The 18,786-nt window shown below is 63.0% G+C and carries 23 protein-coding genes; 15 read left to right on the plus strand and 8 right to left on the minus strand.

What is annotated here, in order from left to right:
* Positions 1-167 precede the first annotated feature (167 nt).
* The gene (locus AC1DZE_RS08710) at positions 168-1,328 is read left to right on the plus strand and encodes a PQQ-dependent sugar dehydrogenase (RefSeq protein ID WP_477672640.1); all 1,161 of its coding nucleotides are present in this window, start codon (positions 168-170) and stop codon (positions 1,326-1,328) included.
* A gap of 8 nt (positions 1,329-1,336) precedes the next feature.
* Here AC1DZE_RS08710 and AC1DZE_RS08715 read toward each other — a convergent pair whose 3' ends face one another.
* From AC1DZE_RS08715 to AC1DZE_RS08725, 3 genes are read right to left on the minus strand one after another with little or no spacing between them, the layout of a single operon-like run.
* Complete coding sequence (locus tag AC1DZE_RS08715) at positions 1,337-1,813, minus strand: RidA family protein (RefSeq protein ID WP_477669284.1); 477 nt, start codon at positions 1,811-1,813, stop codon at positions 1,337-1,339.
* Positions 1,814-1,862: 49 nt separating this feature from the next.
* Complete coding sequence (locus AC1DZE_RS08720; RefSeq protein ID WP_477669285.1) at positions 1,863-2,510, minus strand: LysE family translocator; 648 nt, start codon at positions 2,508-2,510, stop codon at positions 1,863-1,865.
* A gap of 48 nt (positions 2,511-2,558) precedes the next feature.
* On the minus strand, positions 2,559-2,915 hold the full coding sequence (locus AC1DZE_RS08725; protein WP_477669286.1) for a hypothetical protein: 357 nt from the start codon (positions 2,913-2,915) through the stop codon (positions 2,559-2,561).
* 198 nt (positions 2,916-3,113) lie between these two features.
* Here AC1DZE_RS08725 and AC1DZE_RS08730 point away from each other — a divergent pair, with 198 nt between their 5' ends.
* Entirely contained in the window at positions 3,114-4,583 is a 1,470-nt protein-coding gene (locus AC1DZE_RS08730; RefSeq protein ID WP_477699956.1) for an aminotransferase-like domain-containing protein, read from the plus strand.
* Positions 4,584-4,673: 90 nt separating this feature from the next.
* Here AC1DZE_RS08730 and AC1DZE_RS08735 read toward each other — a convergent pair whose 3' ends face one another.
* A complete protein-coding gene (locus AC1DZE_RS08735; RefSeq protein ID WP_477669288.1) occupies positions 4,674-5,324 on the minus strand; it encodes a LysE family transporter in 651 nt (216 codons plus the stop codon).
* Positions 5,325-5,448: 124 nt separating this feature from the next.
* Here AC1DZE_RS08735 and AC1DZE_RS08740 point away from each other — a divergent pair, with 124 nt between their 5' ends.
* Genes AC1DZE_RS08740 through AC1DZE_RS08755 form a run of 4 tightly spaced genes read left to right on the plus strand, consistent with a single transcriptional unit; the run spans position 5,449 to position 8,329 of the window.
* A complete protein-coding gene (locus AC1DZE_RS08740; protein WP_477669289.1) occupies positions 5,449-6,255 on the plus strand; it encodes an MlaE family ABC transporter permease in 807 nt (268 codons plus the stop codon).
* 29 nt (positions 6,256-6,284) lie between these two features.
* The gene (locus AC1DZE_RS08745) at positions 6,285-7,310 is read left to right on the plus strand and encodes an MlaD family protein (protein WP_477669290.1); all 1,026 of its coding nucleotides are present in this window, start codon (positions 6,285-6,287) and stop codon (positions 7,308-7,310) included.
* Positions 7,307-7,990, plus strand: coding sequence for a hypothetical protein (locus tag AC1DZE_RS08750; RefSeq protein ID WP_477669291.1), 684 nt, complete (start codon positions 7,307-7,309; stop codon positions 7,988-7,990). The genes AC1DZE_RS08745 and AC1DZE_RS08750 overlap by 4 nt, the downstream gene beginning before the upstream one ends.
* Before the next feature lie 33 nt (positions 7,991-8,023).
* Positions 8,024-8,329, plus strand: a complete 306-nt coding sequence (locus AC1DZE_RS08755; RefSeq protein WP_477669292.1) for a hypothetical protein — start codon at positions 8,024-8,026, stop codon at positions 8,327-8,329.
* 21 nt (positions 8,330-8,350) lie between these two features.
* On the opposite strand, the gene AC1DZE_RS08760 is transcribed toward AC1DZE_RS08755, so the two are convergent.
* Positions 8,351-8,590, minus strand: a complete 240-nt coding sequence (locus AC1DZE_RS08760) for a hypothetical protein (protein WP_477669293.1) — start codon at positions 8,588-8,590, stop codon at positions 8,351-8,353.
* Between the two features lie 224 nt (positions 8,591-8,814).
* Here AC1DZE_RS08760 and AC1DZE_RS08765 point away from each other — a divergent pair, with 224 nt between their 5' ends.
* Both AC1DZE_RS08765 and AC1DZE_RS08770 read left to right on the plus strand, forming a co-directional pair.
* A complete protein-coding gene (locus AC1DZE_RS08765) occupies positions 8,815-9,249 on the plus strand; it encodes a nuclear transport factor 2 family protein (RefSeq protein WP_477669294.1) in 435 nt (144 codons plus the stop codon).
* 18 nt (positions 9,250-9,267) lie between these two features.
* Positions 9,268-9,726: a MerR family transcriptional regulator gene (locus AC1DZE_RS08770; RefSeq protein WP_477669295.1), complete on the plus strand. Its 459-nt coding sequence runs from the start codon at positions 9,268-9,270 to the stop codon at positions 9,724-9,726.
* Here AC1DZE_RS08770 and AC1DZE_RS08775 read toward each other — a convergent pair.
* Positions 9,723-10,301 (minus strand): TetR/AcrR family transcriptional regulator, encoded by a 579-nt coding sequence (locus AC1DZE_RS08775; RefSeq protein ID WP_477673909.1) that lies wholly within the window; start codon positions 10,299-10,301, stop codon positions 9,723-9,725. The genes AC1DZE_RS08770 and AC1DZE_RS08775 overlap by 4 nt on opposite strands.
* A 128-nt stretch (positions 10,302-10,429) precedes the next feature.
* Here AC1DZE_RS08775 and AC1DZE_RS08780 point away from each other — a divergent pair, with 128 nt between their 5' ends.
* The 3 genes from AC1DZE_RS08780 to AC1DZE_RS08790 all read left to right on the plus strand — a co-directional run bounded on the left by AC1DZE_RS08780 (position 10,430) and on the right by AC1DZE_RS08790 (position 12,793).
* Positions 10,430-10,897 carry a nuclear transport factor 2 family protein gene (locus tag AC1DZE_RS08780; protein ID WP_477673910.1) on the plus strand — a complete coding sequence of 156 codons (468 nt, stop codon included), beginning with the start codon at positions 10,430-10,432 and terminating at the stop codon, positions 10,895-10,897.
* Positions 10,898-11,018: 121 nt separating this feature from the next.
* Entirely contained in the window at positions 11,019-11,537 is a 519-nt protein-coding gene (locus AC1DZE_RS08785) for a hypothetical protein (protein ID WP_477673911.1), read from the plus strand.
* The gene (locus AC1DZE_RS08790; RefSeq protein ID WP_477699957.1) at positions 11,498-12,793 is read left to right on the plus strand and encodes an Hsp70 family protein; all 1,296 of its coding nucleotides are present in this window, start codon (positions 11,498-11,500) and stop codon (positions 12,791-12,793) included. The genes AC1DZE_RS08785 and AC1DZE_RS08790 overlap by 40 nt, the downstream gene beginning before the upstream one ends.
* Positions 12,794-12,822: 29 nt before the next feature.
* On the opposite strand, the gene AC1DZE_RS08795 is transcribed toward AC1DZE_RS08790, so the two are convergent.
* The gene (locus AC1DZE_RS08795) at positions 12,823-13,683 is read right to left on the minus strand and encodes a LysR substrate-binding domain-containing protein (protein WP_477699958.1); all 861 of its coding nucleotides are present in this window, start codon (positions 13,681-13,683) and stop codon (positions 12,823-12,825) included.
* Positions 13,684-13,803: 120 nt separating this feature from the next.
* Between AC1DZE_RS08795 and AC1DZE_RS08800 the strand changes: the two genes are divergently transcribed.
* The 4 genes from AC1DZE_RS08800 to AC1DZE_RS08815 all read left to right on the plus strand — a co-directional run bounded on the left by AC1DZE_RS08800 (position 13,804) and on the right by AC1DZE_RS08815 (position 17,985).
* Complete coding sequence (locus AC1DZE_RS08800; protein WP_477669301.1) at positions 13,804-15,153, plus strand: class-II fumarase/aspartase family protein; 1,350 nt, start codon at positions 13,804-13,806, stop codon at positions 15,151-15,153.
* 18 nt (positions 15,154-15,171) lie between these two features.
* The gene (locus AC1DZE_RS08805) at positions 15,172-16,146 is read left to right on the plus strand and encodes a tripartite tricarboxylate transporter substrate-binding protein (RefSeq protein ID WP_477669302.1); all 975 of its coding nucleotides are present in this window, start codon (positions 15,172-15,174) and stop codon (positions 16,144-16,146) included.
* 168 nt (positions 16,147-16,314) lie between these two features.
* The gene (locus AC1DZE_RS08810) at positions 16,315-16,641 is read left to right on the plus strand and encodes a helix-turn-helix domain-containing protein (protein ID WP_477669303.1); all 327 of its coding nucleotides are present in this window, start codon (positions 16,315-16,317) and stop codon (positions 16,639-16,641) included.
* 3 nt (positions 16,642-16,644) lie between these two features.
* Positions 16,645-17,985, plus strand: coding sequence for a type II toxin-antitoxin system HipA family toxin (locus AC1DZE_RS08815; RefSeq protein ID WP_477669304.1), 1,341 nt, complete (start codon positions 16,645-16,647; stop codon positions 17,983-17,985).
* Here the strand turns inward: AC1DZE_RS08815 and AC1DZE_RS08820 are convergent.
* The gene (locus tag AC1DZE_RS08820; RefSeq protein ID WP_477669305.1) at positions 17,978-18,745 is read right to left on the minus strand and encodes a glutathione peroxidase; all 768 of its coding nucleotides are present in this window, start codon (positions 18,743-18,745) and stop codon (positions 17,978-17,980) included. The genes AC1DZE_RS08815 and AC1DZE_RS08820 overlap by 8 nt on opposite strands.
* Between the last annotated feature and the right edge of the window lie 41 nt (positions 18,746-18,786).

The raw sequence follows: 18,786 nt of genomic DNA on the forward strand, positions 1-18,786 counted from the left end.
CCATTGATTTGTAACGAATTTGTAGGGGATTACCCGATTTATTACCCCCGTATGCCATGTTTTACACCGCCTTGGCCCGGCTTGGGAATGATCAAAAGGCGGTTTTCCCGGTCAAATGGGCGTGACGGGCCGATTCATGTGCTTTCACGTTTTTTTTAGAGTGAAATATGGCTTTAAACCAATACCGGCGTGCGCAAGCAGCTATATTTTTGATAGCGGCCAGTGTGATGTTCCAGCCCGCGCAGGCTCAAAGCGTTCGCCCTGAAACCGTGGCGGCCGGCCTGGAAAACCCCTGGGGCGTGGCTTTTTTACCGGGCGAGCGTTTTCTGGTCACGGAGCGCCCCGGCCGCCTGCGGGTCGTCGGGCCGGGCGGCAAGTTGGGCACGCCGGTGGCCGCCCTGCCGGAGATTGCCGCCAGCGGGCAGGGCGGCCTGCTGGACGTGCTGGTCGACAGCGACTTTGCCCGCAACCGAACGCTGTATTTCTGCTTTTCAGAGCCTGCCGCCACCGGTAGTGGCAACAGTACGGCGCTGGCGCGCGCCACCCTGAGCGCTGACGACACCCGGCTGGAAAACCTCAAAATCATCTTCAGCCAGAAGCCCAAGGTGGCCAGCACGGCGCATTTCGGCTGCCGCATTGTGGAAAGCCGCGCGGCACCGAACGGCGCGCCCGATGGCAAGCTCTTTCTCACGCTGGGTGAGCGCTTCAGCCGCAAGGAAGACGCCCAGAAGCTGGACAACCACCATGGCAAGATTGTCCGCATCAACAAAGATGGCTCGGTTCCCCAGGACAACCCCTTTGTCGGCAAACCAGGGGCTTTGCCTGAGATCTGGAGCTACGGCCACCGCAACGCCCAGGGCGCGACGCTGGCGCCCGACGGCACCTTCTGGATGCATGAGCACGGCCCGCAGGGCGGCGATGAAATCAACCTGCCCAGGCCCGGGGCCAACTACGGCTGGCCGGTCATTACCTACGGCGAAAACTACGGCGGCGGAAAAATCGGCGAAGGCCTGACGGAAAAGGCCGGCATGCAGCAACCGCTGCATTACTGGGTGCCATCCATCGCGCCTTCCGGCATGGCGTTCCTGACCAGCGAGCGTTATGGCAAGTCCTGGCGCGGCAACCTGTTTGTGGGTTCGCTCAGGTTCGGCTACCTGGACCGGATCGAACTGGCGTCGCCGTTCGCCGGCAAGGTGGTGCGTGAAAGCAAGCTGCTGTCTGAAGCCGGAGAGCGCATTCGCGATGTGCGCCAGGGGCCGGACGGGCTGCTTTACGTGCTGACCGACAGCAACAACGGCAAGCTGATACGCCTGCTGCCCGGTGGCTGAATGCAGGGCTAGCCGGCTACTGCAATGAGATCGATTTCGACCGACGCACTCTTGGGCAGCTGAACAACGCCGACAGACGTACGCGTGTGGGCGCCGGCCGGGCCCAGTACTGCATACAGCACCTCAGACGCGGCATCGGCGACTTCGCTCTGCTGGGTGAAGTCCTGCGCCGACTGCACAAACACCGTGATGCGCAGAATGTGCTTCACGTGGTCCAGGCTGCCGAGGCTTTGCCGCAGCAGCGCCAGCGCGCGCATGGCGCAGATTTTTGCCGCCAGCTGGGCCTGCAGAACAGACGTTTCTGACCCCACGCGGCCGGTAACGACCACGGTATTGCCGACACGCGGAATCTGCCCGCTGACAAAGACCTGGTCGCCGTGCTGCACGACAGGCACGTAATTGCCGCCTATCTTGATCTCACCGTCAAAGCTGTAGCCGAGTTCGGCCTGCACTGCGGCGAACCGGGTGTCGCGTGAATCTTCCATGGACAGGAATTCCTCTTGATGTAGTTGGATGGAGCGTGATGTGGGTGTTTCAGGCAGGGCTCTTCAACCGTAGCAGGCTCAAGCCCAGCAGGCCAAACGCACCGCCGCAGAGGCGATTGAAAATGCGGGCCCGGCGGGGCGTGCCAAACCATTGGTGGGTGTGTTTGGCCAGCAGCACATAGGTGAAGTGGGAGACCAGCACGCACGCAGCGAAGGCGCTGGTCAGTGCCAGGAATTGCGGCAGCATCGGCGCCTCCGGGTGGATGAACTGGGGGAACAGCGCGGTGAAGAACAGGATGCTTTTGGGATTGGTCACCGCCACCAGCAGGCCTTGCCGGAACAATGCTGCATTGCTTTTTCCGGCGGATGTTCCGGCGTGTGTCCCGTCAGACAGGGGCGTGTCGAACATCGAGGTCTTGCTGGTCCACTGCCGCCAGCCCAGGTACATGAGGTAGACGGCGCCCACGGCCTTGAGCACAGCGAACAGCCAGGCCGACGTGTGCAGCAAAGTGCCCAGGCCCGCCATGGCCGCGGTGGAGACGGCGAACACGCCGAGCACATTGCCGGTGGAGCTCCACAGCGTCTTGCGCGGCCCCCAGGCCACGGCGTTGGAAACCGCCAGCAAAATGCCCGGCCCGGGGCTGAGCGCGGTGACAAGTGAAATGGTGATGAAGAGCAGCCAGGCGGAAGTGGTCATGGTGAGATCAATTAAAAAATGATGGGGGCAATTTATTTCCGGCGGCGCCTATGCAGCCTCGGCGCTACGCAGCCAGCTGCGCACGGCCTTCACGATTCCTGAAAAGTACCTTAAAAGCACGCTTCCCGTCTGGCCCGGGGCTTTTGCCGAGGCTTGGTTCAGCACGCATGCTGCGCCCCCGTGCTGGGCGGTCACCGTGATCCATCCGGTCTGGGCGACGGTATGCGACTGTCCCGCCTCCAGCGGCATGCTGTCGCGAAAGACCTGCTCGCCAAGCCAGCGCGGGGTGCCGGTCACCAGCAGCGTGCCCGAGGTGCTGATCAGGGCGCTGCCCGCCTTGGTGTGAAAAAACAGGGACTCACCGGCGTCCAGTTGAAGGTGGCGAGGTGCAAAGTGCTCTTTCATGGCGGCTCCATTCATGGGTTGGTGAACTGGAAAAACGGGGGAAGGAGACATCAAGGTTAAAGAGACCGGCACTTCCCCGACAGAGCCAGGCAAGTCCTTTCTGTATCGGTACAGATGACTGTTTATTCATCTGTTATGGTCTGATTTCGCCCCATCTGTGGCTGTGTCCCGGCTTCCCCTTCACGGATCATTCGGTTTATGGACCTGCAACCCTCGCCATCCCTGTCGCAACCGCTGTATTTACAGCTCTCCAGCCATTACCGCCAGGCGATCCAGTCCGGCGTTTTGATGCCGGGGCAGCGCATGCCGTCCGTCAGGGCGCTGACGCGGCTGCACCAGGTCAGCCTGTCGACGGCGGTGGAGGCCTGCCACACGCTGGAAGACGAAGGCCTGCTGGAGGCGCGGCCGCGTTCGGGCTACTTTGTGCTCAAGCGTCGCCGGATGGATATCCAGCCGCCCAGCGAGCCGGAATGCGGCCACAGGCTGGATCCGGCACAGTACGTCGGCATCCATGACCGGGTGTCCGATTTCGTCGCCAAATGCGATGTCTACCCGCTGGTGACCAACCTGGCAGGCACCTACGGCTCGCCCGAGATGTACCCGGCCGAGGCCCTCAAAAACGCCGCCACGCGCGCGTTGCGCAAGCACCCGCAACTGCTGGTGAACCCGCCGGACTTCCTCAACGATTCACCGCTCAATGCCGTGCTGGCCAAGCGGGCGCTGGAGGCCGGCATGCGGCTGTCGGCAGATGACATCCTGGTCACGCACGGCTGTATTGAATCGCTGAACGTTGCCTTGCGTGCGGTGGCTCGGCCGGGGGACACCGTGGCCGTCGAGTCACCGACGTACCATGGCCTGCTGCAGATCCTCGAAAGCCTGGGTCTGCGCGCGCTGGAGATTCCCACCAGCCCGAAGCTGGGGATTTCCGTGGAGGCGCTGGATTTGGCCTTCCAGACGCACGACCGCATACGCGCCGTGGTGGTGATCCCCAATTTCCACAATCCGCTCGGCAGCGTGATGCCCGACGCCGAAAAGGAAAAGCTCGTCGCACTGTGTGATCGCCAGCAGGTCGCGCTGATTGAAGACGATACCTATGGCGCGCTGGGGCCCGACGACATTCCGCTGAAGGCGGCCAAGGCCTGGGACCGAAGCGGCTCGGTGATTTACTGCGCATCGCTGCGCAAGACCCTGGCGCCCGGGCTGCGTCTGGGCTGGGTCGCCGGCGGACGCTGGCAGGCGCGCATCAAGATGCTCAAGTACGCGCAAAGCCGCGCCAACGACATGGTGGGCCAGCTGGCCGTGGCCGAGTTYATGGCCTCCAGCGCCTATGACCGCCACCTGGCCAGGCTGCGCCGCATGCTCAACGTGCAGCGCGAGCAGATGGCCGAGGCGATTGCGGCGCACTTTCCCGCCGGAACCCGGTTGTCGGTGCCCCGTGGCAGCATGATGCTCTGGGTGGAGTTGCCGGCGGGTACCTCAGCGCAGGCGGTATTCGACATCGCCATCCGGCAGGGCATACGGGTGGCGCCCGGTTCCATGTTTTCCAACTCGAACCGCTTTGACCACTTCCTGCGCATCAGTTGCGGCTCACCGTTTTCCAGCGAGACCGACAGCGCCCTGCGCAAGCTGGCGGGCATTGTGTCGCAAGCTGGGCCCCGGCCGGCTTGAGGGCATGGCGCTGCTATTTTGAGGGTTTTAGGGCTCCAGCCCTTTAGGGGTATGCGCGAGTAGCTACTGTTTTGATAGCGATCGACGCGTCTAATGCGCCGCAGCGTGGCTGCGTTTGACAAAGAACAGGCCCGCACCCACTGCCATCAACATGCCACCGAACAGCCGGTTTTGCAGCCGCACCGCACGTGCGTTCCTGAACAGCTTTTGCAAACGGCTCGCGGCAAATGCGTAGCCGTGCATCACCACGGTGTCGACCGCCACAGTCGTGAGCGCCATCACCAGCAACTGGGGCCACAGCGGCCTGGCGGGGCTGATGAACTGCGGCAGCACTGCGACCATGAAAAGAATGCCCTTGGGGTTGGTGACGTTGGTCAGCAGGCCGGTGAGAAAGCGCCTGCGCGCTGAAATACCGTTCGCATCGGCTGCGGGGCCGGCATCTTCCGCTGCTATACCGTTCGATGAGCGCCACTGCGACCAGCCGATATAGATGAGGTAGAGCGCGCCCAGGATTTTCACGATGCTGAAGGCCAGCTCGGACGCCACCAGCAATGAGCCCACCCCCGCCCCGGCCACCAGCAAAATCACCACCAGCCCGATCTGCAAGCCCGCGATGGTGGCACGCGTGCGCCGCATGCCGTAGCTCAGGCCATGGCTCATGGCCAGCACCGCGCCCGAGCCGGGTGAGAGCGCGATCAGGATGGAGGCGAGGAAGTAGGCGGTCCAGGTGTCAATGGCCATGATGAAACGGTGACGAAATGAAGAAAGAAGGATGGCGGTGATCGTGGGCCGGGAGCTGGCCCACGCCGCGCAAAACGCCTGCCATCCTACATCGACGGCAATAGCCCGCGGGTATCATGGCCCAATGGCTTCAACAGCATCATCCTGGCAAGGCCGCCTCTCGCAAACACGCCGTACCGCCCAGCACTGGCTGATCGAATGGTGGCGCCTGGTGAAATTGGGCGCGATCATCCTGGTGCTGACCCTCTCGCCTTCCAGCTACAGCCCGCAAAGCCGCACGGTGCTGTCCCGCCACATCTACATCAACACGGCGCCCATCCTGCTGGGCTTTACCTTGCTGTGCGCGCTGGTCACCGTGGTGCTCACGCGGATCGTGCTGGTGACCGCGCTGAGCTACGGCTTGTCGCAGTACGCGTTGCAGGTCGTGATCCGCGTGCTGGTGCTTGAACTTATTCCGCTGACGGCGGCGCTTTTTGTGGCGCTGCGCTGCACCATCCCTGATGGCGCCGAACTCACGGCCATGCAGGCCAGCGGCGAACTCGACGAGATGCGCGAGCGCGGCATCGAGCCGGTGCGGCGCGAGGTGCTGCCGCGCGTGGTGGCGGGCATGTTCTCCGGCATCACGCTGGCTGCGCTTAGTTGCGTGGTGGCGCTGGTGGTGGCTTATTTGGCAACCTACGGCTTCGCCTTGTCGGGCCTGGCGGCCTATACCCGGCTGTTCGGTCAGGTCTTCAGCCCTTCCGTCACGCTGATCTTTGTGCTCAAAACCCTGTTCTTCTGCCTGGCCGTGTCGCTGATCCCCATGGCCTCGGCGCTTTACGGCATGGGCGAAGCCAGCGTGCGCACCAGCGCCGAGATGCGCGGCCTCGTGCGCATGTTCGCCGTGATTTTGCTGATTGAAGTGGCTTCGCTGGTCGGCAACTATTATTGACCGCCTCAATAAATACCAAATAACAATCCATGAGCTCACCCCACGACCCTTCATCCCCTGAGCACGGCCGGCCGGATCCGCTCCAGCCCGCGCGGGAGCCGGAGTCTTCGCCGGCGGAAATCGCCAACCTGGAATTCAAGGCCCGGCTTCTCCTGATCTTCATGCTGCTGCTGGTGGTGGGCTCGGCCCTTTATGTGATGTATGCGCGCGGGGCCTTTGAGTCCACCCAGCGGCTGGTGCTCATCGCCGAAGACTCCGAAGGCGTGGTGGTCGGCATGGACCTGACTTTCTCGGGTTTCCCGATAGGCCGCGTCAAGCGCATCGAGCTGGCCAGCGACGGCAAGGCCCGCATATTGGTGGATGTGGCCGCCAAGGACGCCCACTGGCTGCGCACCACCAGCGTCTTCACGCTGGTACGCGGCCTCGTCGGCGGCACCAACATCCGCGCCTACACCGGCTTGTTGAACGACCCGCTGCTGCCCGACGGCGCGGAACGCACGGTGCTGCTGGGCGATGCGGCCGGCGAAGTGCCCAAAGTGATCGCTGCCGCCAAGGACCTGATTGAAAACCTCAACACCCTGACGGGAAGCGGCGGTGCGGTGGGTACCAGTCTGGCCAACCTGCAGACGCTGACGGAGCGGCTGAACGGGCCGGGCGGTGCGTTGACAGTGTTGCTGGGCAGCGAGGCCGAGGCCAAAAAGTTTGCCGCCACGCTGGAGCGCACCAACTCGCTACTCACCAAACTCGACGGGCTGGCCGCCAAGACCGACACCCAGGTGTTCGGCGACAAGGGACTGATGCCCGAAACCCGGGCCACCGTGGTTCAGCTCAACGCCATGCTGGGCGAGGCCCGCACCAGCCTCAAGAAAGTGGATGCATTGCTGCAGGACGCCCAGGCCGTCACCCGCAACGCCAAAGATGCCACTGACGACCTGGGCGTGCTGCGCGCCGACGTGGAAGCCAGCCTGCGCAAGGTTGAGGGGTTGATCAACGAAATCAGCCGCAAATGGCCTTTCGCCAAAGACGCCCGCGATGCGGAGATGAAGCTGCCATGAAGAACATCTTTACGTATGCCGCCGCGCTGACTTCGGCCTTGCTGCTGGCCGCCTGTGCCGGCGGCCCGCAACCGCCCGACTGGCAACTCGAGGCCAAAGGTTCGATGGACCGCTCTGTGGCCGCCTACATGGAAGGCAACAGCCGCGTCGAGATGGCCGAACTCGGGCGCGCCCGCACGCAGCTGACACGCTCCGGCCGGGCCGAACTGTTAGCCACCGCCGAGCTGCTGCACTGCGCCACCCGGGTTGCCAGCCTGGTGCTGGACGAGCCCTGCACCGGTTTTGAGAAACTGCGCGAAGACGCCACCGACGCCCAGCGCGCCTACGCTGATTACCTCAAGGGTCAGGTGCAGCCGCAGGGCATTGCCTTGCTGCCTGAAGCGCAACGCCGGGCGGCGGCTGGTGACGTCGGTGCTGTGGCGGCCATTGCCGACCCGTTGTCGAAACTGGTGGCTGCCGGCGTGATGCTGCAGGCCGGTAAAGCCAGTCCTGCCGTGATCACCCAGGCGATTGATACGGCGTCTGTGAAAGGCTGGCGCCGGCCGCTGCTGGCCTGGCTGGGCGTTCAGCTGCGACGGGCAGAGCAGGGTGGCGACACCCAGGAAGCTGCAAAGCTGCGGCGCCGCATCGAGCTGACGCAGGGCATGCCTCCTGCACCGGTGAAGTCGCAAACGCCCTGATCCTTGTCCCGTTTTGCCTTGAGAGAAACAACCGTGAGCTACCGCCTCAGGCTTTACGCCTATGAAGACGCCTCCGCAGAAGAGCTGCAGGCCGCTGAGCAACGCTTCCGAACGGCGGTGGAAACCGAGCTGGGAGACGAAAGCCTGGTCTGGCCGGTGTACGCGGCCTACATGAAACTGGTGGCGACTTACGGCGAAGCGCCGGCCGAAGATGTCCTGTCAAGCGACGAACTGGAAATCTTCAACCAATGGCAGGCGGCCGAGCTGGCTGCCGTGACGGCCGCGCTGGGACCGAACCGGTATATGGGCGACGCGCAGTTTGAAATCCGCCCCGCCTGAAAGGGAGCGGACCTGAAGCGTTCAGGGCGAGCGGCTCAGCCGAGGCGAGGCCAGCGCCCGCAACTGGTCGGAAATGGCGGTGTCAACGCTCTTGAGCTGTTTGAGGAGTTGCGCTTTCTCCAGCGCGGCGTGCAATTGCTGCAAGTCCTTGCTGCTGGTGGTGGCCTTGATCTGGGCCAGCGCTGCCGGGGTGTTGCCGGTTTTCAGCACCGCCAGCATCTTGCTGACCCATTCACTCGTTGCAGGCTTTTTGGGGTTCATGCGCCATTGTAGGTTTGCTATTAAAAAAATAGCTGCTCGCGCTTGACCACATTGCGCTGGCGGCCGATTTCATGGTGGATTTTGCGGGATTCTGCCTCCAGGGCTTGACCTTGAGTGCACTCAAGGTATTCCAATCCTTTCAGGGCCCTGGCAATGTTGCCGGCCTTTACCCACTTCATACCCACTTCGCAGTCGATGCGAAGAAGCCTTCAAGGAGTTTCATCATGAGTGCAGCACCCACCACCGACATCACAGCGGCCAACCGCCTGCGCATGCAGGAGGTCATGGCTGAACTGGACAAAGGCAACGGCCAGGCATTTGTCGACGCCATGGCAGACGATTTCTGCTGGACCCTTGAGGGCAGCACGCCCTGGTCGCGCACCTACCGCGGCAAGCAGGCCGTCGTCACCGAGCTGCTGCGGCCGCTGTTTGCCCAGTTCGCCACGCCCTATGTCAGCACCACAGAGCGCGTCATGGCCGACGGCGACATGGTCGTCATCGAGTTCCGCGGGCAAGTTACCACCCATGCCGGCAAGGCCTACAACAACCGCTATTGCTATGTTTGCCGCATGGAAGGCGGGCAAATGAAAGAGCTGACGGAGTACTTCGACACCGCCCTGGTGAGCGCTGCGCTGGAGGCGCCCGCGTTGGCCGCCTGAGCCGTTATACAGTCGGGCATGGCTGAAAGTTTTCTGATCGGGCAACTTGCCGCACGCACCGGGCGCAGCGTGCACACCATACGCTGGTATGAGGCACAGGGTCTGATCCCCGGCGTGACGCGCGACGCCGGCGGCCGACGCGTCTATGGCGATCTGCACATCAGCTGGCTGGACCTGATGGACCGGCTGCGGCGCACCGGCATGTCGATTGCCGAAATGCGGGAGTACACCGCGCTGGTCAAGCAGGGCAGCAGCACGCTCAGGCAGCGGCAGGCGCTGCTGGCCGCGCACCGCGCGCAGGTCAAGGACATGATTGCCGAATGGCAACTGGCACTCAAGCTGCTGGACAGCAAGATCGACTTTTACGGCGAGTGGGTGGCGTCGGGCAAACGCCCCGCCGTGAAGGTGGCTGAGCGTGCGGGTGTTGCGCTTGCGTCGCGGCCCAAAGAAAAATCGCGCCGGCCTGGAAAAACCTAGCGGCCGCCCGCTTTGCCGGCCGGACTGTCCAGCCCGTTCAGCAATAGGCGCAGGCCCGCCAGCGCCGCGTCAGCGCCGTCCATCTGCGCCCGTACGATGGCGCCGTCCACTGCCAGCGCGGCTGCCCGCGCCGCCTCTGCCTGGCCCGCGCCACCGGGTAGCAAATCGGCAATGACCTGCTGCATGTCCTGCTTGTGCCGGCGTGCAATGTCTGCCACGCCCGGCTGGGTGCCACCCACTTCCGCCACGGCGTTGATGAAAGCGCAACCGCGAAACGCCGGATCGGCAAACCACTCGGCCATGGCCTGCACCAGCGGCGCCAGCCCACCGCCGGGTTGTGCACCATGGCGGCCCAAGGCGTCGACAAACCAGCCCATCCAGCGTTCATGCCGGTAGTCCAGGAAGGTGCGGATCAATTCGTCCTTGCTGGGAAAGTGCCGGTAGAAGGTGAGCTTGGCCACGCCCGATTCCGCAATGATGCGGTCGATGCCGGTCGCGCGCAGGCCGTCGCGGTAGAAAAGTTCGTGTGCCGTGACGAGGATTCGCTCGCGTGCGGGGAGGGTGGAGAGGTCCATGGCGTCATTGTAGATGCGACATAGACAGATCTGTCTACATGTGACAGAATTTCATCAAAGTAGACAAATCTGTCTACATCTGGTTTTCTGCCCATTTCGCCCATTTTGTTCAACCCCAGGAGATCCCCATGGAATCACGGCCGCCGCTTCCCCCTTTTACGTTTGAAACCGCCGTGCAGAAAGTCCGTGCCGCCGAAGACGGCTGGAACACGCGTGAGCCTCAGCGTGTTTCCATGGCCTACACGCCGCAAAGCAAATGGCGCAACCGCGCCGAGTTCGTCACGGGGCGTGAGGAAATTGCCGCGCTGCTGACGCGCAAATGGGTGCGTGAACTGGACTACCGCCTCATCAAGGAGCTCTGGGCCTTTGGCGGCAACCGCATCGCGGTGCGCTTTGCCTATGAGTGGCATGACGATGCGGGCAACTGGTTTCGCTCCTATGGCAATGAGAACTGGGAGTTCGACGAAAACGGCCTGATGGCCGTGCGCCACGCCAGCATCAACGACCTGCCCATCAAGCCCGCCGAACGCAAGTTTCACTGGCCGCTTGGGCGCCGGCCCGATGATCACCCGGGTTTGAGCGACCTTGGGTTGTGAGGGGTTTGGGGGAGGGGCTGTAAAATCCGCTCCCCCTGCGCGCCGTGGTGTCTGAAGTCGGTGCGTGACCTGAATTTGCCCCCGGCTCCTTGCCGGGGCGCTTCACCCGAGTGACCGCGTTTTGACTGACTCCCGCACCCCGGCCGGCCTGGCCGATGAATCCCCCAACGACACTCAACCCATCCAGGAGCCCAGGCTTTGGTGCGGCGACGGCTGGACGGCCAAAGTCATCAAGAACGAAGACGACGACGGCTGGGCTGTCGCGATGATCAAGGACGGCGAGCCCGAGCCTGCGCTGGTGGGGCCTTGGACCATGGGGCGCGACAAGAAGAACCCCAAGCCGCTGGATGGCCCGGCCTTCAGCACGCTGGTCAAAACCGCTTCCGAATTTGTGCGCCGGCATGAGCAGCAGCTGCATGCCACGCTGCACCAAAGCATCACCGTGACGGCGAATGCGGGGCGCATCACGGTTTCGCTCGACATTGTTCCTGACGAAGACAACCCGCACGGCTTGCTCAGTGCCAGCGACGAGGCGGGTGAGCAGCTGGCGCAGGTGCGCGTCGCGCCTTCCTTCAAGCTCAATCGCGCCAGCGCCGTGGCGTGGGCCGACAACGGCTTCGCCAGGCCGGCCGGGCGGTGAGCGCCGCGTCCAGCGCCTGCGGGATCGACTTCGGCACCTCCAACTCCACTGCGGGCTGGAGCCGGCCCGGGCAAGCCGCGCTGCTGACGCTTGAAGACGGCAAACCGACGCTGCCGTCGGTGGTGTTTTTCCATGCCGAAGACGAGCATGTCAGCTATGGCCGGGCGGCGCTGGCCGATTACCTGGCCGGCCATGAAGGCCGCCTGATGCGTTCGCTCAAAAGCCTGCTCGGCACGGCCATGATTGATGAGCACACCGAGGTCGCCGGCCGCGCGCTGCCGTTTCGTGTGCTGCTGGCGCAGTTCATTGGCGAGCTCAAGCACCGCGCTGAAAAAGCTGCAGACCAGCCCTTCAACCAGGCCGTGCTGGGCCGCCCCGTATTTTTTGTGGATGACGACGCTGCGGCTGACAAACGGGCTGAAAACACGTTGGCCGAGATCGCGCACGCGGTGGGCCTCAAAGAAATTGCCTTTCAGTACGAGCCGATTGCGGCGGCGTTCGACTACGAGTCGCAGATCAGGCGTGAAGAGCTTGTGCTGGTGGTTGACATTGGCGGCGGCACCTCGGACTTCGCGCTGGTGCGCCTGTCGCCCGAGCGTGCCCGCAAGGCAGACAGGCGTGATGATATTTTGGCCAGCGGCGGCGTGCACATAGGCGGCACTGACTTCGACAAATACCTGAGCCTTGCGAGCGTGATGCCCACGCTGGGCCTGGGCAGCCTGCTTCACAGCGGGTTGCAGGTGCCGTCGGCCCAGTACTTCAACCTGGCAACCTGGCACACCATCAACCAGGTCTACAGCAAGAAGTCGTGGACGCAGATCAGCGATATCCGGCGCGGCGCAATCGAGAAAGACAAACTGGACCGCCTGCAAAACCTGGTGCGCGAACGGGCAGGGCACTGGCTGGCCATGCAGGTGGAAGCGGCCAAGATCGCGCTTTCTGACGCGCCTGAAACCACCATGGACCTGGGGCGCATTGCACCGGGCGAGACCTTGACCCTGCACCGGCCCGATTTCGACGCGGCCATCAGTGAACTGGTCGGCACCGTGGCGCGTACCGTGATGGGGCTGGTCAAGGACGCGGTTGTTAACGCCGACGACATTGATACCGTATTTTTCACCGGCGGCTCCAGCGGCGTGCCTTTGCTGCGTGAGCAAATTTCAGCATTGCTGCCGCAGGCACGCAGTGTGGAAGGCGACCGTTTCGGCAGCATCGGCGCCGGGCTGGCGCTGGATGCAGCGCGCAAATTTGGTTAGGGGCTGTGTTCTGATGCCATGCGCTTGGCTTACAGCAGGTTCATGAATTGCTGCAAGGCTTCGCCGGGATGCTCGTCGCGCCGGCGGATAAAAAGTGTTTTGACGGCGTATTTCTTGCCGGTCGATGGATGGCAGCGTAAGGCGGACCTGTTGGCCGCGTTTTCGACAATGGACCGTGGAAGCAGCGAGATGCCGACCTCTGCGGCAACACAGCCCAGGATGCCTTCCAGTGTGCCCATTTCAAGCCGGGTGTACCTGGGCCAGCCGCGCTCGCTCAGAAGCTGTTCGAACCGCTGGCGATAAGAGCAGCCGGTCTTGAACATGATCGCCGCCGCGCCGTTTTCCAGGCGCCTGCCGAGCTCACTGGGGCGCACCCAGCCGGCAGACGAGACGAGTACCAGTTCTTCTTCGAACGCGACCAGGCTGACCAGCGCATGGTTGTTGAGCGGGCCGGCGATGAACGCACCGTCCAGGCGCCGCGTGAGCACGGCCTCGATCAGTGCCGCTGTCGGGCCGGTTTCCAGCGTGATGGCCACCTGCGGAAGCACGCGGCGGTATGCGGCGAGCAGCGAGGGCAGCCGGACCGCAGCGGTGGTCTCCATCGAGCCGATTGTCAGGACAGCTGGAGCGTCTTCCTCCCCTTTGGCCGCGGCCTGCGCTTCATCCATCAGCGCCACGATGCGGTTGGCATAGGGCAGCAGCCGCTGGCCTGCCCGCGTCAGTTCCATGCCCCGGCTATGGCGCTTGAAAAGCGCCAGGCCCAACTCCGATTCCAGCATCCGGATGCGCTGGGTGATGTTGGATTGCACGGTGTGCAGCGTTTGCGCGGCAGAGGTAATGCCGCCCTGGCTGGCGACGGCGGCAAACGTTTTCAGGCCCAGAACATTCATGGTCAACCCATCGCTAAAAGAGAACGGAGGGATCACAACAAATCGTTTTTACCGAGACATCATATTGGATACAGTTTGTTTCACCTAGCAACATCTGTGGCAACGCAAAGGGCCTGACGAATGAACCAGCTCTTCAGTGATTTGCATGACGGCGGGGCCATCGCGGGCATTTTTTCGGAGCGGAATTTTGTCGACCGCTGCCTTCGTTTCGAGCGTGAACTTGCCGCCGTGCAGGCTGAACTGGGTGTGATTCCTCAGGATGCGGCTGATGAAATCTGTCGCGTTGCCCACGTCGAAAACATTGATTTTGCGCAACTCAGGCAGAAGACACGCATGGTCGGCCTGCCCATGGTGGGGCTGGTGAACCAGGTGGTCAAGCTGTGCCGCGGTGACCTGGGCCAGTATGTCCACTATGGCGCAACGACCCAGGACGTGATGGATTGCGCACTGGCGCTTCAGATGCAGGAAGCGTTCGCACTGATCGGCGATTCGCTGGCGCAATTTTCGGGGGCGCTGGGCGCATTGGCCACGGCCCACCAGCGCACCATCCAGGCCGGACGGACCAATCAGCAGCATGCGTTGCCCGTCACGTTCGGCTTCAAGGCTGCGGTCTGGAATTCGGGCGTGCTGCGGCAGATGGACCGGCTTGCAGAGGCTGTGCCGCGCGTGGCGACCGGGCAGCTGGGTGGCGCCGTGGGCACGCTGGCTTCGTTCTCCGGCGCGGGGCATGAAACACGCCGGCGCCTGATGCAAAAGCTGGGGTTGAATGAACCGGATGTTGCGTGGCATTGCATGCGTGACGGCCCGGCCGAGGCGGTGCTTCTTTTGTCGCAGATCGCTGCGACGCTCGGAAAGATCGGCCGGGACCTGCTGATGCTTTCCAGCACGGAAGTCGGTGAAGTGGCTTTTGCCGCTGGCAGGGGCGCCAGCAGCACCATGCCGCAGAAAAACAATCCGGTCGCGGCGTCGTCCGTCGTCGCCCTGTCGAGAATGCTGTTCCACACGGCTCCGATGATGCTGGACGCGGCGCTCGTGGAGAACGAAAGGTCGCTGGACGCCTGGTATGTCGAGCTGCATGCAGTGCCGCTGTGCTTCTCCCTGATGGGAGCCCTTCTGGCACAGGCCACGACCATGCTGGACGAACTGGTGGTGGACTCCGCAAGGATGGCGCGCAATGTGGCCCTCACAGACGGGGCGATCGTCACCGAGACCGTGCAGATGGCGCTGGCCAGGCGCATCGGCCTGAACCGCGCGCATGAACTGGTTGCCCGTGCCTGCCAGAAGTCCAGGGTGGAGGGCGTATCGATAGCGGCTGCCCTGGTGGGCTTGCAGTGCGGGCTGGACGAAGCCGCAGTGAATGCGCTGCTTGATGTGAACGAACACCTGTCTTTTGGTGCGCGCGAGGTGGACGCATCGCGCAGGCCGCCGCCTGCCGCCGGGGGCCTGGCAACGCAATCCGTATCCGTTTAACCAACCCGAGGGGGATTTATGACCAGAGCCATCTGCATTGCCTTCATGCTCGCCTTCTGCGCTGCGTCTGCGTGCGCTCAGGAGGCCTATCCCACCAAACCGGTCACCCTGATCGTGCCCTTTGCGGCCGGGGGGCCCATGGACAAACTGGCCAGGGAGCTTGCCGTGCCCATGCAGGCCCAGCTGCGCCAGCCTGTGGTTATCCAGAATCTGTCCGGCGCCGGCGGTAACCTCGGCACGGTCATCGCCATGCGGGCTCCAGCCGATGGTCACACGCTGCTGATGGGGCACATCGGCATGGCGACTTCACCGGCGCTGTACCGGAACCTGGGCTTCAAGCCGGATGTGGATTTCGCGCCGCTGGGAGTGGTGGTCGACACGCCTCTGGTGCTGGTTGCGCGGCCGCAGGTGCCCGTGGACTCCTTGGTGAGCCTCATCCGCTGGATGGCCCGGCAGCCGCAGGTGAGGCTGGCGCACGCCGGTGTGGGCTCGTCATCGCACCTGTGCGGCTTGCTGCTCCAGTCTTCATTGAAAGTCAGCATTACGACCGTGCCCTACCGTGGCAGTGCGCCCGCAGTGGCGGACCTGCTTGGCGGGCATGTGGACATGATCTGTGACCCCACCCCTACGACGGTCGGCCATATCCAGGCCGGCAAGCTCAAGGCAATTGCCGTGACCTCCGCCAAACCCCTGACCGGCACGTCGCTCGCCGCCGTTCCGACCATGGCACGGTTCGGTATTTCGGGTGTCGAGCTGAGCATCTGGTTTGCCCTTTATGCGCCGAAGGACACGCCACCGCACATCCAGCAACGGCTCAATGATGTGCTGCGGACGGCCATGAAAACACCTGCCTTCAGGCAGGCGCAAATTGCCTCAGGCATACAGGTCGTGGAGGATGACCGTGCCACGCTGGCCGGGCACCGCAGCTTTCTGGGCAACGAAATTGCCCGGTGGGGGCCCATCATCAAGGCGGCCGGTGTTTATGCCGACTAGCTGTGCGTGCTGTCCCATGCATGCGGCGACGCTGCAGGGATTAAGTCAGTCTCTCGGTAATAGATAGTTAAGTATTGTTTTTGTATGAAACGCTAGTTTAGTATTGATATTTGTTGTTTGATTAGATAAAATACTATCGTTTTAACAAGAAACGATATTTTTCTATCTATGAAAACATTGTCTGAAGTTGCAGCCAACCTGGAAAGCCAGCGCCAGCGCCTGGGGCTGGATTACCAGGCCGTTGCCGAAAGCACGGGGCTGACGCCTTTGTCGGTGCGCAGCGTTTTGCAAGGCAAGACGGCGCCACGCGTGACCACGCTGATGGCCATTGCCGACCAGCTTGGGCTGGAGGTGCTGCTGCTGCCCAAGGTGGTGGCTGCAGGGCTGCAGGCGCAAGCCGCCGAAGGGCCGGCGCCGGCCTTGTCGCGGGTGGACCGCATCGTGGCCGAAACTTCCCAGCTCGCTGGGGCAAACATCAAGAACGTCAGGCCCTAATCCATGAACGTTCTGGCGCTCGATATTTATATCGGCACCTTGCGTGCCGGCCTGCTGTTCCAGTACGGCACGGGCAGCAGCGCGCTCACACGTTTCATTCCAGACGAGGTTTTTTGGTCCAACCCGGATTCGCCGGTGTTCTCCTGGGCTGCCACCGACGACGACCCACAGCGCCGGGAGATTTTCTGGCGCAGTTATGTGAACACGCCATTCTTCAATGCCGAAGGCGGGCGCCTGCCGGCCTTCTTCCAGAACCTGCTGCCCGAAGGGCCGCTGCGCCGCCACCTGGAGCAGTTGCGCGGTTGCGGGCCGAACGACCATTTCGACATGCTGGCTGCCTGCGGCACAGACTTGCCGGGCAATGTGTATGCCTATCCCGCGCACCTTGATGCCGATGCGCTGGCAGGGGTGGTGACACAGCACAACGATGCGCTCGAAATGTCCGTCACGGCCGATCCTTTGCCCGACGCGACATCGCTGTCGGGCGTTCAGCCCAAGCTGGCGCTGGTGCAGCAGCCGGGTCGCTACGTGGCGCGCACCCGCGACGCGCAAGGCATCCACATCATCGCCAAGCTGCCCACAGCCGAATTTGCCCTGTTGCCCGAAGTGGAAGAGCTTTCCCTGCGGCTTGCGCGGGCAGCCGGCGTGAACGTGTGCCAGGCCTGGCTGGCGCCCATGGACGAGATCGTCGCCGAGCAACCCTTTGTACTTGGCGAAAGCCGGCATTTCCTCGCCGTCAAGCGCTTTGACCGCGGGCCTGAGGGCCACATTCATTGCGAAGACTTTGCGCAGATCCTGCGCATCCAGCCGGAAGAAAAATACACGCATCCCGCTGCAACCTACGCCGCCATGGCCCGGACGTTGCGTGAAGGCATGAGCCTGGAGGCGCACCTGGGTGAGGGCGCTGCAGAAGAATTGATCCGCCGCGTGATGGTCAATGAAATGCTCGGCAACTATGACGCCCACGTCAAAAACTTCGGTGTGGTGTACCCGGGTGGCCGCACGCCCGAGCTGTCTCCGGCCTACGACGTGGTGGCGTACGCGGCCTACCTGGGCGGCAGGGGCCACGCGCTGCGCTTTGTGCCCGGTGGTGAAAAGCAGGCCAGGCTGACCGCCAAAACGCTGCGCAGTTTTTGCAACGCCACGGGCATGTTTGAAACGCGCGTGCGCGGTGTGCTCAATGAAGCAGTGGGAAAAGCGTGTGAGTCATGGCCGCAGATGATTGCCGCCAGTTCGCTGCTCGAGCGGCAAAAGCAGAACCTGCTCAAGCACTTTGACGCCTGCGAAGCGGTGGTCAGCTGGCGCGCCCGGCGCAGGGCGAAAGTGCTGCAGCCGGCTAGCTGAGAAACTGGCGTGGTTCCGGCTCTGGTCGGGACTCTTTCAACCAGGCTTGCAGGTCCTCCGACCCGCCGATTTTTTTCCCGCCTGCGAATACTTGTGGCGCCGTTCCCGCGCCTGCAACCGCTTGCAGCGTGCTGGTGGTGATGCCCTGGCCCAAGGTGATCTCCTCGTAGCTAAGACCTGCTTCGTCCAGCATGGCCCGGGCTTTCGCGCAAAACGGGCAGCCCGGCTTGCTGAAGAGGGTGATGGGCTCGGGCGCCACGGCTTGCGGTGCAAGGTACTTGAGCATGGTGTCGGCGTCCGAAACCTCGAAGGGGTCGCCTTCCTTCTCGGGCTCGATGAACATCTTCTTGATCACGCCATCGCGCACCAGCATGGAATAGCGCCAGGAGCGCTTGCCGAAGCCGAGATCGCTTTTGTCGACCAGCATGCCCATGCCTTTGGAGAAGTCGCCATTGCCGTCCGGAATCAAGGTGATATTGCCGGCCTCCTGCGCCTTGCCCCATTCGTTCATCACAAAGGCGTCATTGACCGAGAAGCAGACCACGTCGTCAATGCCATGGGCCTTGAAGGTATTGGCCAGCGCATTAAAGCGCGGCAAATGGGTGGAAGAGCAGGTGGGCGTGTAGGCGCCGGGCAGCGAAAAAACCACGACGTTTTTCCCGGCAAACAGTTCAGTGCTTTTCACGTCAACCCACTGGTCGTTCTGGCGTGTCTTGAAGGTCACGTCAGGGACGCGCTGTCCTTCGTTATTGGCGAGCATGGGAAATCCTTTGGTGGAAATAATTCGGTGCTGTGCCGCGA

Source organism: Polaromonas sp. P1_F1, assembly GCF_056405795.1.